Raw genomic sequence first — 14,774 nt, forward strand, 5'->3', positions numbered from 1 at the left:
GGCCGTGAACGACGTTGCACGAGGCGAGAGGCTTTGCTCTCGCCTGCGGTCAGGTTGTTTTACGTGTATTTGATCTTTGGTGCAGGCTGACCGGCTAGCCGGCGTTGCCTGCTTTGCCGAACGCGCCCGCCTCGGCCAACGCGGCGATGCGCCGGTCGTCATAGCCAAGCGTCTTGCTCAGCACATCCCTGGTGTGCTGACCAAGCAGCGGCGCCGCGACGGGATCGACCGTCGGCGTCAGGCTCATACTGACCGGCGACTCGATGTTCGGAACCGAGCCGGCGGTTGGATGCGCGATCTTGCTGAGGCGATCACGATCGCGCACTTCGGGCGCGTTGAACCCTTCCTCGACGGTGCGCAGATATCCGACCGGGATGTTGGCCTTCTTCATCTTCGCCATCCAGTGCTCGAGCGTGTCGCCCGCGAAAACGCTGGCGATAATGCCGCGCAGCTTCTCCTTGTTGGCAGACCGCGCCTTGCGGTGAGCAAACTCGGGATCGGTGACGAGATCCGGACGTTCAAGCACGTCGGTGACAAGCCGGCGATAAAGCCGGTCGTTGGCACAGGCCATATAGAGCGGACCATCGGACGCCCGGTAGACGCCGACGGTCGGCGAACCGTTCGGGGAGTTGCCGAAACGGCCGGGGTTGTTGCCATTGATGAGATAGGCCATGCCATAGAAGCCGGTCATTGACACCGCGGTGTCGATCAGCGCGACCTCGACCTGCTGTCCGCGACCGAGCCGATCCCGCGCAATCAGCGCCAGCAAAATGGCGTTGCAGGCCGACATGCCAGTTGCCATGTCCACAATCGGTGGCCCGGTGCGCACCGGTTCGCCGTCCGGAAAGCCGTTGAGCGACATGAAGCCGCTTTCGGCCTGCGTGATCGGGTCAAAGCCCGGGCGCAGCGCGAAATCGCCTTTGCGGCCGTAGGCGGAGATCGAACAATAGATCAGCCGCGGATTGGTCTCCGCGACCGACGCATAATCGAGACCGAATTTCTTCATTACGCCGCCGGAGAAATTCTCCACCACGACGTCGGCCTTGGCAATCAGCGCGCGCGCGATTTCGAGCGCAGCCGGATTGTTGAAATCGAGCGCTATGCCGCGCTTGTTGCGGTTGAGGCTCAGATACGCTGCGCTCTCGCCGCCGATTTCCGCGTGCTCGTAGGCGCGCGTGTCGTCCCCGCCGTCCGGATTCTCGATCTTGATGACCTCGGCCCCGAAGTCGGCCAGCGTTTGGGTGCAGGCCGGGCCGGCGACGACTCGGGTGAAGTCGACAACCAGCAGGCCATCGAGCGCCGTCGGAACTCCTTCCCCGCGCGGCGCGCGCCCTGGCAATTCTGGTCTGGTCATGATCCGGCGCTTCCTCTGTTATTTTGTCAGGCGAAATACGACGGCCCCCTGCCAGGACCGGCACTGCACGCCTTTTAGCGGAAGCCCGTCACCAAAACCAAACCCGGATTTTGCAGGGCGGGACCTTCGCCCGACATGGCTGTCGTCGGCAAAGGAGGGCCCGCAGTGCCGGCACGGTCGGACGACTTAATGTCAGGGAAAGCGGCATGATACCGGAGCTGGAGGTGCGTCCGGCAAGCGGAAGGCGGTCGAAACAAATATCGGCGGGTAGCAACAGTCCGTTGCCACCCGCTTTCGTCATCGAGAACCGCCGCGCTATTCGGCGATCATTTCGCCGGAGCCGCCGAACTCGGCCGGAAAGTCCTTCAGCTTCGGCAGGCCGTCGCGGATCGGCAGCACCGCCTCGGAATAGTTGACGTGAACGCCGGGGCTGAACTTCAGCGTCGGGATCGTCGCGGTGAACACGTCGACGAGCCCAAGCGTCGGGTGGTTGGTCATCAGGTGACCGCCGCACTTGGTGCAATATTTGCGCTGGCTCATCGCGGTCTTCTCGAATGTCGCGATGTGGTCGGCGCCCTTGGTGACCTCGACCGCCTCAGGCTTCCAGAGACTGAACGCATTCACCGGACCGCCGGACCAGGAACGGCATGAACGGCAATGGCAGTATCCCATCGCCTCAGGCTCCCCTGTGACCTTGAGCTCGACGGCGCCACAGAAGCAGTTTCCAGTGTGATTCATCGGTCGGTTCTCCTTGGGTGAAGTGGTCGGATTCCGCGCCGGCATCGACCCACGTTACTCGTGGTGTTCGCGATGCAGGATAAGACGTAGGCGGGCGTAGCCGCTGCGAACTCCCTTGTGGACGCACCAGACCATTTCCCGCACAAGAGGCAATCACATTGCGCTTGCATGCAGGCAGGTCGTCGACGCCAGCGACGTTACATGAGAGTCCGCGCTGCTGTCGACCATCTTCCGCCCAGCGAGGCAGCGCACATCGCTAGCGCCCAAGGAAGGCGCTCAGTGTGAGGCAAAGCACAGCGCAGCAATGTGATGAATCACTGTTATGCCGGTTGCCTGCATGGCAACCGGCATGTGAGCACCTCACCCTGGATCAGCGTTGACGGTCCTTCGCGGGAACCCGGCCCGGTGTGGCAAGTCCATACATCAGCGCCAGCCGATCCAGGCACTCCTTGAGGCGCCGCGCGAAATAGTCCTGCCAGCGCTGCGTCCGCAAACCGCGCCGCTGCCCGACCTGCTCCATGGTCATGCCAAGGATCAAGACGTCATGCACCAGCGCCGAGCCATCGGCGCCAAGCTCATGCTCCGCGCGATTCAAGCGCAAGGTCGCCTGGCGCTGCCCCTCCGTGATCGGCTCACGTTGCAGTCCGCCGTCAACATATTCGCGCGTCGTATCCACCGCGCGAGGGCCACGCTCGGCCTTCTCCCAATCATTCTGGAAGGCCCGGCCGCCCCGATATTGTGTATCGTCGATCTGCCGGTGCGCATGCAACCGACCGAGCGGATCGTTGCGGATCGAGCGGAACGCAACGATCTTCTCGCCCGGCTCGATTGCAAGGGGATCGTCGACCTCGATGGTCGCCACCTCGGCATTATAGGGCATATCCTGGGAGCGCCGGTCATGCGTTCCGGCGGGATCGTACGGCTTCCGGCGTTTTGCGCGCGGCATCGGTGACCTCCAAAATGTCTGATGATGGGCGCGCGGAAACTCTCCGCGCGATCGCGTTTGCGGACCGACGCCCGTCGGCCGGAAGATGGGCTGTCTCAGATGGCGCCGACGGCTTGAAGCCAGGCGACGTTCAGGACCGGCCTTGCCGAGCCTTCGGGATCGCGGCTCAAGTGAAAATGCGGGCTGCAGTAGCTCGAGCCCGGCCGGCGCGGATGACCACAGAAGGTCATGGTTCGCCGTCGGCGTCCCCGCCATAGGGATAGCGGCAGTCTCCGGGTTTAAGATCGAGCAATGAGAGGTGCCGTGGCGCGACCGCCGCGCAGCGAAGTTGGGGCATCTCCACCAATTCGGTGAAGATCTTGGGGCATCGAACCAGATCGAGCTTCGGCTCGGCCTGCACGTCCCGCAGTCGGCCGATCCGCGGGAGCTCCGGCAGGACCGGCTTGGGTAGTTCGAGATATCCTGGCGGAGACGGCTCGGGCCCGATCGAGGCCGGCCAATCCCATGCGCTGCGCCCGGCTGAGCGCCGCGTTGCGGGTATAGGCCGTATTGAAGGTTGCGTTGATCGTGTCAGCTATTTCCCAATAGGACAAGCCGCGGGCGCGCAGGTCCTGCAGGGCTGCCGAATGCTCCGGCAGCCAGTTCATCATTTCCATTCCAAATTCCCATTTTTGTCATTCCGCCGGCGCCTCGCACAACTTCCGATATTCCGAACAAAAAGTCAAGCTTGATTTCTGATAATCGTAACGGTAGTAATGGATCCGGGTTTGGAGAGGATGGAACATGCTGGATGCGGCACTGATCGAACGAGCACTGGAAAAGACAGGGAAGAGCAAAGGCGGGCTGGCCCGCGCGATGGGAGTTCGGGCCGGAGCGGTGTCCGAAATCCTGTCGGGGATACGATTGATCAAGGCATCGGAGATCGCCCCGATCATGGAGTATCTGGAGCTGAACTCGGTGCCGATCGTGGGCCGGGTCGGCGCGGGCGCCTCGATTCAGCCGGAGCTCGAGCAGGTGCCGCCGGAGGGGCTCGGGGAGATCGAACTCCCGTTCCCGATGACGGAGGAGACCGTCGCTTTCGAGGTTTCGGGCGATTCGATGCTGCCGAAATACGAGAACGGCGACGTCATCGTGGTCTATCGCGAGCAGCGCTATCCGCTGTCGAGCTTCTACGGAGAGGAAGCTGCGGTCCGGCTGAAGAGCGGCGAGCGCTATCTGAAGACGATCGAGCGCGGCAGTTCTTCCGGAACCGTCAATCTCAAGAGCTTCAACGCCAAGCCGATCAACGGCGTCAAGCTCGAATGGATCGGCGAGATCTGCGTTACCCTGCCCCGTGGCCAGATCGAGCGGCTGCGTGGCAAGACGGCGGCGAAGGGCCGCAAATCCGCCCCCAAAGGCGGCCGATCGTCCGAGAAATAGCAGCGCTGCTGCCAGGGCCGGCCAGATCGATTCGGATGCCACCGCACCGAATCGATCTAGGGCAGGCACGTTCGAATTCCGATTATCGGCAATTTCTCTTGACACAATTCCGATTATCGGAAACAATGATCGATGACAGTCAACGCATCGAACCATCACATCAGGCAATGCAGTATTTCGTCGTGATGATCGACTACGGCCGCCGTGGCCGCGAGGCGATCGTCGATCCCGAACTGACGCGACGCGAGGTCGTCTCACGGGTCGCGTCGGGAGAATATACAAACGTCAGCTTCATTCACGAGATTGCCGGGTGTTCGGTTGAGGATGTTACGGACGATATCCTTTCCGAGGCCGCCCTGCCCGAGATCCCCCTGACCGGCGCAGAGCTGCAAGCCAATACGCTGGATCACGTCCGCGACCGGCGGAAGCACGAGCCTATCTGACGGCGCTCACGTGGTGATTGCGAAAAGGTGATCTTTCTTGATCCGACCACTTGGCCGGAACCCGAAACGGACTAGATAGCGTTCACGCAGAGTCTATTCGGACCAGGCGTAGGTTCCCCTTAGATTAGCGAATCGTTTTCTCGGGCCGGCAGATTTCAGCTTCAGATGACTTCGACAACCAACGCCGAGATCGCGAGAGCCGATGGCGATCTCCGGATCGCGCTGCTGCTTGGCATCGCAAACTGGTTTCTATTCCTCGACCATATTCCGCATAACTTCGTCAGCGCGCTGACCATGCGCAATTTCGGCTTCAGCGGCGCGACCGACCTCTTTGTATTCATCGGCGGCTACGCGGTGACGCTCATCTACGCCCAGATGACGCTGGAGCGCGGATTCCTGGTGGCAGCAACCCGCATCTTCAAGCGCGTTTGGCAGCTCTATGCCGCCTATATCGTTCTGTTCGTGATCTATGTCGAGTTGATCAGCTATGTCGCCGCGCGGACCGCGGCGCCCGAGATCATCAGCGAATTCAACATCACCGGCTTCATCGACCACCCGGTCCGGACGCTGATCTACGGCTTGTTCCTGCAGGCCAAGCCGCTCAATCTCGACGTGCTGCAACTCATCATCGCCCTGATGGCCTTCCAGCCGATCGTCGTCTTCGGACTGCTGTACGTACCGAACGCGACACTTCTCGCGTCCGTGACACTTTACGCCGCCGCCCGCGTGCTCGACTGGAACCTGACATCCTATCCGTATGGAGCCTGGTATCTTAACCCGTTCTGCTGGCAATTGCTGTTCGTGATGGGCGGCTGGCTTGCGCTCATCGGCACTCGCTATGCCCCTGCGATCCGCGCGATGCAGGCCATTACCGCGCTGCGCGCCACAGCGTTGCTCTATCTGCTGTTCGCGCTGACGATCGTGTCCAGCAACGAAATCCCGGCACTCGCCCAGATGATGCCAAGCGGACTGAGCGAGATGCTGCTGCAGAACGACCGCGAGGACGTCGCCCCTCACCGCATCCTGCATTTCCTGACCCTGACATTCCTGTTCACCTGGTTGGTGCCCCGCGACTGCGAATACCTGCGATCATACGCGTTGCAGCCGATCATCAAATGCGGCGAGGAGTGGCTGGCCGTGTTCTGTGCGGGCGTGTTCCTCTCCTTTGCTGCGCACCTGATCCTGATCACGGGCCCGTATTCGCTGACCAGGCAGGTTGCGGTCAGCATCGCTGGCATCGCGGCGATGACCGCGGTCGCCTACTACGTCTCGTGGTCGAAGCAACAGGACAACAAATCAGCCGTCGGAGCACGGTCCTGAACCGGCAGCGACGAGCTGGAGGTCGACGCTAACGTTCCGCGCATCCATGGTCGCGGTGCAGCCCCTCGGTCTCCAGTTGTCCGATCAGGCATGCTCAGCCGAGCCCTGCATGACGCGCAAATTGGCTTGTGTGCAGCTGTTCAAAACAACGAGGCTGCTCTGGGGCAGGAAACAGGGGCTTCGCCAAGCGCTGGCCAGCTGCGGCTTCCTCATCGCACCAATGATCTGGCGGTAGCGGTGGGGCCGATCAAGCTGCGGGTAGCCGGCTCCTTTCCGAATGGATACTATCTCGTCAGCCTCGTGCCCGAGCCCTGGATGGCCGACGTCCAGAAGCGCACCGCTCCGAGAATCAAGGTCTGGGCAAGCGCGGCAGCTTCACGAACCGCGTCGAAATCTGGGAATTGTGTCCGTCGACGAGCACCTTGATGCTCACCGCTTGGAGCTTTCCTGTTCGCTGGTCGGGAGCAAGGTTGTAGCTCACGCGCGCGCCGGCTGCGGGCACGACGCCAGGTGGAAGCGATTTCAAATGAAAGAAGATGTCCCTGTCGCCGGCGTCCGGCCGGATGAAGCCGAATGCACGGTCATTGTGATAGGTCTTGATCGTCCCCTCCAGCATCAGATCCTCCGCTCGACGGCTGCGGGTCTATCCTATTCCGGGCAGTCGGACGCGGCATTTGAGGCCGGCCGGAATTGCGTAATTCGGGTTGGGCAGTTCGAGCCTCACGCCGATGGTTCCGCTCGCGGCATCGAAGACCTGGTCGACCACGGTCACAGTTGCGGCGTACCTGCCGCCGACCGGCTCCTCCGGAAACACCTCGGCCGATGCGCCCACGCGGATCTTGCCGAATTGGCCGAGCGGCACATAGACCTCGACGTTGAGAGGATCAATCTGTGAGACGGTCATGATGTGAGACTGGTCGAACACGTATTCACCAGGCCCCAGGGTTCGCTCCACCACCACGCCGTTGATGGGACTGCGGATCGTGCGCTGCTTGAGGACTTCCGTCGCACGGCTCAATTCCAGCTTCGACATGGCAAGGTTCACCCTCGCTTCATCGAGTTCCTGCTCGGCGACGCGCGCGCCCGTTTCGGCTTCATCGGCGACCGCAACCGTGACAGAGTCGCTCTTGCGCAACTGTCTCGCCCGCTCGTCCTTGCGGCGCTGGAACTCCAGCTTAGCCATGCTGGAACGAACCGTCGCATCGTTCTCGGAACGGAGCTTGGCCAGCGCTTCCGCAGCCTGCTCCACGCCCGACTCGAGGCGGGCCAGCACATCGCCCTTCTTGACCACGTCGCCACGATCGGCGAGCACCTCACTCAACAGGCCCGGTACCGAAGTCCCGAGCTTGAGCACCATTTTCGGCTGGATCAGGCAATCGAATTGACCTTCGACCTTCTGGTCCTGCGCACGCGCATCAATACAACCTAAGACAGTCGACGCGAGAAGGGTCAGCGCGCCGCAGCCGATAGCCGCCATCGCCCGGGGTGTCTTGTGACCCGCTGGTTCACATTTGCCCCCCGTCGGATTGAAACGCCCGCACGTCGCTCGCACCCTGCGGACGAGCCTGGATACAGTGGCCATCTTCATTCACCTCTCCCCGAGAAGGCCAGCAAACGGTCGAGACGCCGATCAAGCTGCAGGTTCTGGACCCGCACATAGCCGTGCCGGCGCTCGGCTTGAAACTGCGCAAATCTGCGCAACCCCTGATATACGCTCACCGGCACGTCAAAACTCGCGTCGACCAGTTTGCGGATGACGTGGGCCGCCGTCGCCGTATGGATCGTGAAGATATCGTCATCGAGCGAAACGATCGCCTCGCAGCTGCCGGGGTCCCCCTGCCGGGCACAACGGCCGAACAGCTGGCGATCGACGCGCCGCGAGTCATGATATTCGGTCAGGATGACATGAAGCCCGCCGCAATCGGCGACGCCTTTGCCGAGGCCGATATCCGTGCCGCGCCCGGCCATGTTGGTGGCAACGGTGACCCGCGCGGGCTCCCCAGCGCGCGCGACCACTTCGGCTTCGATCTGATCCTGCTTAGCATTCAGAAGCGCATGTTCGATGCCGCGCCGCCTCAATACGGCGCTGATCTCCTCCGATGCGCCGACAGAGCGCGTCCCGATCAGCACCGGCCGCCCCCCCATCACCGCCACGCGTTCGACCGTATCGGCGATGACGTTCAGCTTCTCGGCCTGGCTTGCGCAGACCCGCGGAGGCAAGACGGTCCGCTGCGACGGACGGTTCAACGGAATCCGGACCACATCGAGCCCATAGACGGATTTGATCTCCCGCGCGACCTCCAGCGCGGTGCCGGACATTCCCGCCAGCTTGATGTAGCGCCGGAACAGCCGTTGGTAGGTGATGCGGGCCATGGTCTCGCGACGATCGGTCAGCTCACAGCTCTCCTTGACCTCGATCAGTTGATGCAGACCACGCTCCCAGGAGCGGTCCGGCATCGTGCGTCCGGTCGATTCATCGACGATCTGGATCTTGCTGTCGACGACGACATAGTGCTGGTCGCGCTTGAACAGATGGATGGCCGTCAGCGCCTGCGTCATCAGCTCTTCACGAGCGCGCGACGAGGTCCACACACCATGCTCGTCATCGGTCAGGTGGCCGAGTTGCCGCCGCCCCTCGGCGGTCAACAGCACGGATCGCTCTGCCGGATCGACGGCGTAATGGTCTCCGGCGACCAGCTGTGCGGCGAAATCAAGCGCCTGCTCGCATTGCAGCTTCTCCTCAGCGGCTCCAATCGACGAAGACAGGATCAGCGGTGTGCGGGCTTCATCGATGAAGATGCTGTCCGCCTCGTCGACAATGCCGAAGTGGAGCCCGCGCAAGACGAGATCTTCGCCCCGCTCCTGATGGCCGCGAAGCTTCTCGAGCGAAAGATGCAATCTGCTGCCGCGCCGCGATAGCGCGACGCGGTCGCGCAGATAATCGAATGCGAGTTCCTTGTTGGTGCAATAAGTCACCGACTTTGCATAGGCCTGGCGGCGCTCGGCCTTGGACATGCCCTGCACCACGACGCCCGTGCTGAGCCCGAGAAACTGATAGAGCGGAGCGAGCTCGGTTGCATCGCGATTGGCGAGATAGTCGTTGACCGTGATCAGATGCACCGGATATCCGGCAAGCGCGACGGTCGCCGCCGGCAGCGTCGCGGCAATTGTCTTGCCTTCACCCGTCGCCATCTCGACCAGCTTGCCCTGCAGCAATCCCCATCCCGCCATCAGCTGAACGTCATAGTGCCGCTGGCCGATCGTACGGGTTGCCGCCTCCCGCACCAGGGCGAATGAGCGCCCGACCAGCTCAGGCACGAAGCCCCGCCGGCGCAGCGTCGCGCGCATGCCGTTCGCTTCCTGCCGCAAATCGTCGTCGCTTGCGACAGACAACGCACGTTCGTGTTGTGCCGCATGCCCGACGATCGCACGCAACGCGCGTGCCGGGTCGCAAAACCGGCCGAGCGCAGGCTTGATCAGATCATTGACGAGGCCTTGTGCGATCCGGTCGTGCAGCGCCGGCTCATATTCCGCCCGCTCGGGATAGGGGCAGCTCAATGCCAGCTCGCGGCGGTCCAACTTCATACCGGGCCTAGACATTGAAATTCGTCAACAAAAGCAGCCTGATGCTGCGATACCACTGCACCGACAGCGGCTCCATTCGATGATCGAACCGCACGAAGACATGCTGACCAAAATAGTCCACCGCCTCAAGTCCATCGAGCGCGATGTCGAACTGGAAGGTCCGCTGCAAGGTCTTCGGACCCTTGGTGTCGCGCGGATCGACGGCGATATCCCCTCCACCCTCGACGCCCAACGCAGGAGACGGGAGATATTCACCGGCCGCAGGGACCGCGCGTAGCACGCGTCCTTCCAGATTCAGACGTGGCCGGTCAACCGGCCGCACTTCGATGCGATCGGTGGTCAGGCGAACGCGATCGACCGCCTCCTGAGGCACCACGACACGCGCCAATGGCGTCGTCTTTCCGACGACATAGCCGAGCAGTTCGCCTCGCCGGTAATAGCGGCCGGGCATATCCACCATTTGCGGCACGATGAACACTCCGTCGCTGCGGGCGCGCGTGAAGAGTTCGGCGGCACGTTCGCGAACAAGGGCGAGGTTTGCCTGCTCGACAGCAAGCTTTTCGTGCACGACCTGCGCCTTGGCGCGGTCGGCGACGAACTGGGCGGCATATTCGGCCTCCAGCTCAGCGACTTTGGCTTCGTTCCTGCGCAGCTGCGCAAGCAGCGCCGGATCATAGCTCTGGATCAACGGGTCTCCGCGAACGACCTCGGTCCCCGGCGTCACCAGCAGTTCCCGAACGAACCCGTTCGCGCTCGCGCGGACCATCGCCTCTTCCGGCAACCACAACACGCCTTCGGCATGCGAATGGTAAGGCATGGGAACGGCGAACAGGACAACGACAAGGCCGAGAACAAGGCTCCCAGAAATGGCCAGGGAACGCGCGCGATGCTTGCGCAACCGCGGACTTTCCAGGAGGTGCCGTACCGCCCTGACGACAGGGAAGATCGCCATCGCCGCCACAGCCCAGATCGCGAGCAGAACGCCGATGAAGAAGAATTGCCCCGCGATGAACAAGGCGATCATGACCGTCACCATGATCCGGTACAGCGTCGACGCGAAACCATAGAAGACAAACCATACGCACTCCGCGCGCGATCCCTCGGGCCGTTCTACTTCCCGAATCCAGAGCACATAGCGCTCGATCAGATATCCCCAATAGCGCGCCGATCGCGCTGCGAGGTTCGGCATCTCGATGAGATCGACCAGGATATAGTAGGCATCGTAACGCAGCAGCGGATTGCCGTTGAACAGCAGGGTGGAGACACTGGCGATCAGCATCACGTTGAAGAGGACGGCGCGCACCAGCCCGGGTTCGATCAGAAGCCAGAGATAAAAGGCAATCGCTGCGACGAACAGCTCGACTCCCATGCCGGCGGCACCGACCAGCGCGCGCCGATATTTGGATCTGAACACCGTCGCCGCCGACGCATCGCAGTACGGAACGGGCAACAGGACCAGCAGAATGATGCCGAGATCATGAACCTCACCGCCCCCCGCCTTCGTCGCCGAAGCGTGCCCCAATTCGTGGAGCGCCTTGATCAACGGAAAGACCAGGTAGAGAACCAGAAGATTGTCAATGGCCAATACCCGGTCGCTGAAATTGTGGGTCAGCTCGGGCCAATGCGGCCATATCAGAACGAACGCCGGCAGCACCACCACAAGCCATACCGCCGCGCCCCAGCCGCTCCAGATCAAGCGCAGCAGCCCTCTGCAACGCGTGAGCAGCCGGTCCGGATCGAACAGGGGGATCCGGATCGCCATCGGGTTGCCGTAGGAACGGAAATGCCGCGCCTTCTCCTCGCGCTCGCCGCGGGCAAACGCCTCGGCCACGTCGGGCGTGACGTCGCTTTCCAATAAGTCGGCGGAATGCAACTGGCCGAGCAGCTGGATGAGTTCGTCCTGGCTTGGCGCCTCGTCGCCAAGGTGCTGGTTGGCCAATTCCCACAATTGCTCGACAGTGTGATTTCCGTCCAGCAGCGAGATCACGAGACGCGCGGACGGTGTAAAGCGGTGCACGCGGGATGAGGCCGGATCCTGCAGCAGGTACCAGACCTCGCCGCGGTAGAGATGTCGATGCAACCGCGCATGCGCACGCAGCTTCGGCTTTCGCGTCGCGACGCGGTACCACCAGCTGCTGAGCAATGGCGCGTTCATCCGAGTCCCGCTATCAAAACAGCCACTTCCAGATCGTGAGGCGCACCCAGTCGACCAGATAATGCGTCCAGATCCAGATCAACTTCCGCTCACCGACTTCGACCTTGCCGACCCCCTCCATGCCGGGCCGCACCTGCTCGGAGGCGTCGCGCATTCGCGCTTCGACCCGGAAGAAGTTGCGACCGTCCTGAGCCGTCGAGACCGGCGTGATCTGTTCGACCGAGAACTCCATCTGTCGATGCGGAATACCGGAAAGCGTGAGCTCTCCCTGTTGTTGGAGCTTCAGATAGGAGATGTCGCGCTCCTCCACCTGCAGGATGACGCGGTAGCTATCCAGCGGTGCGATTGTGAACAGCGACTTGCCAAGCTCGACGGGCGTCCCCAACAGCTGCTGCAGATCGCCGGCAACGACGATGCCGTCGAACGGAGCGACCAGCGTGGCGCGCGACAGCTTGTCCTTGGTGAGCGACAACATCGCGTCAACCTGTTCGATCTGCGCCTGGAGTATCGCCATGGTCGAGCGCTCCTGCGCCGCCAGCGCCTGCCGATACTTGCGCTCGAGTTGCTCACGCTCCGACGATAGCCGCGCTTGATCGAGCTTGAGCTCCCGGTCATCGAGTTTGCAGAGCACCTGCCCGGCCTTCACGGTGTCGCCGGCCCGAACGAAGCTCTCCGCAATGAATCCGTCGAACGGCGCCGCCGCGATGCGTTGCACGGCTCCCTCAATGACGGTTTTCGCCGCGACGCGATAGGTCCCGTTGACGACGCTGAAGAACAGAATGAACCCGAGCGCCAGCAGTGCGATCAGCTTTGCGCCGGGGTGGCGCGGTCCGAACAGGACCTCCGCACCGTGGCGCAACGACGAGCCGGCATACTGCAACAGGTTCCGCTCGCTTTCGCGCTTCAGCGTCAGGATCGGCCCAAGCAGCCCGCCGACGGTCTTGCAAAGCTCGATTGTCGCCTCATCGAATGGCTCGCCCTTCGTCCGTTCCAGGGTAAGGACACCGGTCGCGTGTCCACCGTCGACGAGTGGAACGGAACAGATCGCGACGTCGTGATATTCGCGGGCAAGCTCATCATGGGCGAGCGCGGCACGCTCCACGTCGTCGCGCGGCGGAAACACCAGAGCGACATCGAGATCAAGCACCTCGTCCATCGCATTGCCGATCCGCCGCCCGAGGTCCATCTTGGGATCGAACGTCGCGGTATGCGAGATCACCTTCACTTCGTTACTGCCGGATTTCTCTAGACCGATGCTGACCCGGTCGCACGCCAGCCGTCCGGCAAGCTCGTTCGCGACCGCGAGTGCAGATGCCGAGAAATAGCGCTCCTGCATGGCCGTCGCCACGATACCCATGGCGATGCCCATGCGCGTCAGCCGCGCCTCGCGCTCTTCCAGCGCCCCCTTGCGGAATTGATCGATCAACCAGGCGCTCGCCCAGTGCAACAGCCGCAGCGCCCGCTGGAGTGCCGCCTCGGGTCCCGGGCCGATATCGAGCACCACGACCCCGTGAAGGGTGCCCGACACCTCGATGGGGTAACCGATGAAGGCGCCGCGCCCTTCCGTCGGCACGACGATTCCGCGCCGCTCGGTCAGCGCCCGTTCGGCGGCCGGGCTGAGATGCTGCATATCGAGACCAGGATGCGGCCACACCGCGGCGGGAACGTAGGCGCCATCCTTGTCCGGTCCGAGCAGGAGCAATCCACCGCCGGCACGCTCGACCTGCATGCACAGGATGGTCAGCCAACTCGTACAGAATTCCGCGCTGTCTTTCGCTGCAGAGAATTTTGCCCAAGCCACCGATTCCGCGCGGGACGCGTCTTCGGCAAAGGAATAGATCGGCGACGCGGTTGTCATTGCGGTTTTGGGCTCCGTCGAGCTTGGCGCCGCGAAGCCGCAACGAAAGCGGCATCGCAGCGCGCACCTGAGAGCGCGCTGCCGTGGCGCAGAGACCGGGCGAACGGCATAGCCAGAGCCCTATGCTAAGCGGATGCCCTTGCCCCGTTTAACCGATCGTCGGCCGGCGCGTCATCGCCGGACGACGCTTCCGACGTTCCTCCCTTGATGACGGATAGACGTGATGGCAGGGCCTGGAAGTTTCGCATCGACTGAAGATGGAGATAGAGCAACTCCAGCGCGTCGCTCTTGGCGAGCTCGGCGAGCTTTTCGCCGGGGAGAGCCTTGAGCTTCTCCCGGTTCACCGCCATGAAGCCAGCCAGCGACAGCTTTTCGCCGGCGGTCGTCTCGACCTGGGCTTGCATGGGCTCGAGCAGATCGAGCTCGAGGACCTTCTTGCAGAAGGCCACCGTACGGTTGAACTGCGCCTGATATTCCTGAAGGAAGGTCAGGACGTTCTGGACATATTGTGTGGGCTTGTTGTCGGCATCGAACAGCTCTTGTCCTTTTGCCTCTCGATTGAACCCCGAATAGGCCTCGTCGATGCAGAGAATCAGCCGGTCGCCGTCCGCGCTCGTCGAGAACACGAATGGATAGCGGCGGATGAATGCCGGGACATATTTGGCGTCCCATTTGGCCTCTCGGGACAGAAACAGGTTCTCGCCTTCCCGCACGCCCAGGATCACCGCAGGCATGATGCTTTCCTTGTTGCCCGCGAACACGATCGCATATTCCGAGGCAGCATACGGAAACTCGACCGCCATCAAGGGCACTGAATTCGTCTTGCCACTGAACTCGTAGTTTCTCTTCGTCTCGATCGCGCAGCCGCGATGGCGAGCCGCGGACAACGGGACGACGGTTTCGTAAATCAGCAATTGGGTCGTCATAACTCTACTCCTCCGCCTCTACTACAGGCC

General features: G+C 62.4%; 13 protein-coding genes. 3 read left to right on the forward strand and 10 right to left on the reverse strand.

What is annotated here, in order from left to right; all coding sequences use genetic code 11:
- Positions 1-94 precede the first annotated feature (94 nt).
- The 4 genes from AKN84_RS02225 to AKN84_RS44480 all read right to left on the reverse strand — a co-directional run bounded on the left by AKN84_RS02225 (position 95) and on the right by AKN84_RS44480 (position 3,694).
- On the reverse strand, positions 95-1,357 hold the full coding sequence (locus AKN84_RS02225; protein WP_050419156.1) for a CaiB/BaiF CoA transferase family protein: 1,263 nt from the start codon (positions 1,355-1,357) through the stop codon (positions 95-97).
- Between the two features lie 312 nt (positions 1,358-1,669).
- Complete coding sequence (locus tag AKN84_RS02230; RefSeq protein WP_024582032.1) at positions 1,670-2,092, reverse strand: GFA family protein; 423 nt, start codon at positions 2,090-2,092, stop codon at positions 1,670-1,672.
- 370 nt (positions 2,093-2,462) lie between these two features.
- Positions 2,463-3,038: a DUF6456 domain-containing protein gene (locus AKN84_RS02235; RefSeq protein WP_050419157.1), complete on the reverse strand. Its 576-nt coding sequence runs from the start codon at positions 3,036-3,038 to the stop codon at positions 2,463-2,465.
- 278 nt (positions 3,039-3,316) lie between these two features.
- Entirely contained in the window at positions 3,317-3,694 is a 378-nt protein-coding gene (locus AKN84_RS44480; protein WP_347337291.1) for a GcrA family cell cycle regulator, read from the reverse strand.
- Between the two features lie 127 nt (positions 3,695-3,821).
- Here AKN84_RS44480 and AKN84_RS02240 point away from each other — a divergent pair, with 127 nt between their 5' ends.
- The 3 genes from AKN84_RS02240 (at position 3,822) to AKN84_RS02250 (ending at position 6,220) form a co-directional block, all read left to right on the forward strand.
- Positions 3,822-4,457 carry a LexA family transcriptional regulator gene (locus tag AKN84_RS02240; protein WP_050419158.1) on the forward strand — a complete coding sequence of 212 codons (636 nt, stop codon included), beginning with the start codon at positions 3,822-3,824 and terminating at the stop codon, positions 4,455-4,457.
- Positions 4,458-4,624: 167 nt separating this feature from the next.
- Positions 4,625-4,900, forward strand: a complete 276-nt coding sequence (locus AKN84_RS02245) for a hypothetical protein (RefSeq protein WP_050419321.1) — start codon at positions 4,625-4,627, stop codon at positions 4,898-4,900.
- 165 nt (positions 4,901-5,065) lie between these two features.
- Positions 5,066-6,220, forward strand: a complete 1,155-nt coding sequence (locus AKN84_RS02250) for an OpgC domain-containing protein (protein ID WP_050419159.1) — start codon at positions 5,066-5,068, stop codon at positions 6,218-6,220.
- 349 nt (positions 6,221-6,569) lie between these two features.
- Here AKN84_RS02250 and AKN84_RS02260 read toward each other — a convergent pair whose 3' ends face one another.
- From AKN84_RS02260 to AKN84_RS02285, 6 genes are all read right to left on the reverse strand, one after another.
- Positions 6,570-6,836 carry a cold-shock protein gene (locus AKN84_RS02260; protein WP_050419161.1) on the reverse strand — a complete coding sequence of 89 codons (267 nt, stop codon included), beginning with the start codon at positions 6,834-6,836 and terminating at the stop codon, positions 6,570-6,572.
- Positions 6,837-6,863: 27 nt separating this feature from the next.
- Positions 6,864-7,697, reverse strand: a complete 834-nt coding sequence (locus tag AKN84_RS02265; protein ID WP_050419162.1) for an efflux RND transporter periplasmic adaptor subunit — start codon at positions 7,695-7,697, stop codon at positions 6,864-6,866.
- 107 nt (positions 7,698-7,804) lie between these two features.
- The gene (locus AKN84_RS02270; protein WP_202814656.1) at positions 7,805-9,820 is read right to left on the reverse strand and encodes a preprotein translocase subunit SecA; all 2,016 of its coding nucleotides are present in this window, start codon (positions 9,818-9,820) and stop codon (positions 7,805-7,807) included.
- The gene (locus AKN84_RS02275) at positions 9,813-11,792 is read right to left on the reverse strand and encodes an efflux RND transporter periplasmic adaptor subunit (RefSeq protein WP_128970357.1); all 1,980 of its coding nucleotides are present in this window, start codon (positions 11,790-11,792) and stop codon (positions 9,813-9,815) included. The genes AKN84_RS02270 and AKN84_RS02275 overlap by 8 nt, the downstream gene beginning before the upstream one ends.
- Positions 11,793-11,973: 181 nt before the next feature.
- The gene (locus tag AKN84_RS02280) at positions 11,974-13,818 is read right to left on the reverse strand and encodes a GAF domain-containing protein (RefSeq protein WP_050419165.1); all 1,845 of its coding nucleotides are present in this window, start codon (positions 13,816-13,818) and stop codon (positions 11,974-11,976) included.
- A gap of 125 nt (positions 13,819-13,943) precedes the next feature.
- Positions 13,944-14,744, reverse strand: a complete 801-nt coding sequence (locus AKN84_RS02285) for a SapC family protein (protein ID WP_050419166.1) — start codon at positions 14,742-14,744, stop codon at positions 13,944-13,946.
- Between the last annotated feature and the right edge of the window lie 30 nt (positions 14,745-14,774).

The sequence above is a fragment of the Bradyrhizobium tropiciagri genome, assembly GCF_001189845.1.
In the GTDB taxonomy this organism is placed as follows: domain Bacteria; phylum Pseudomonadota; class Alphaproteobacteria; order Rhizobiales; family Xanthobacteraceae; genus Bradyrhizobium; species Bradyrhizobium tropiciagri.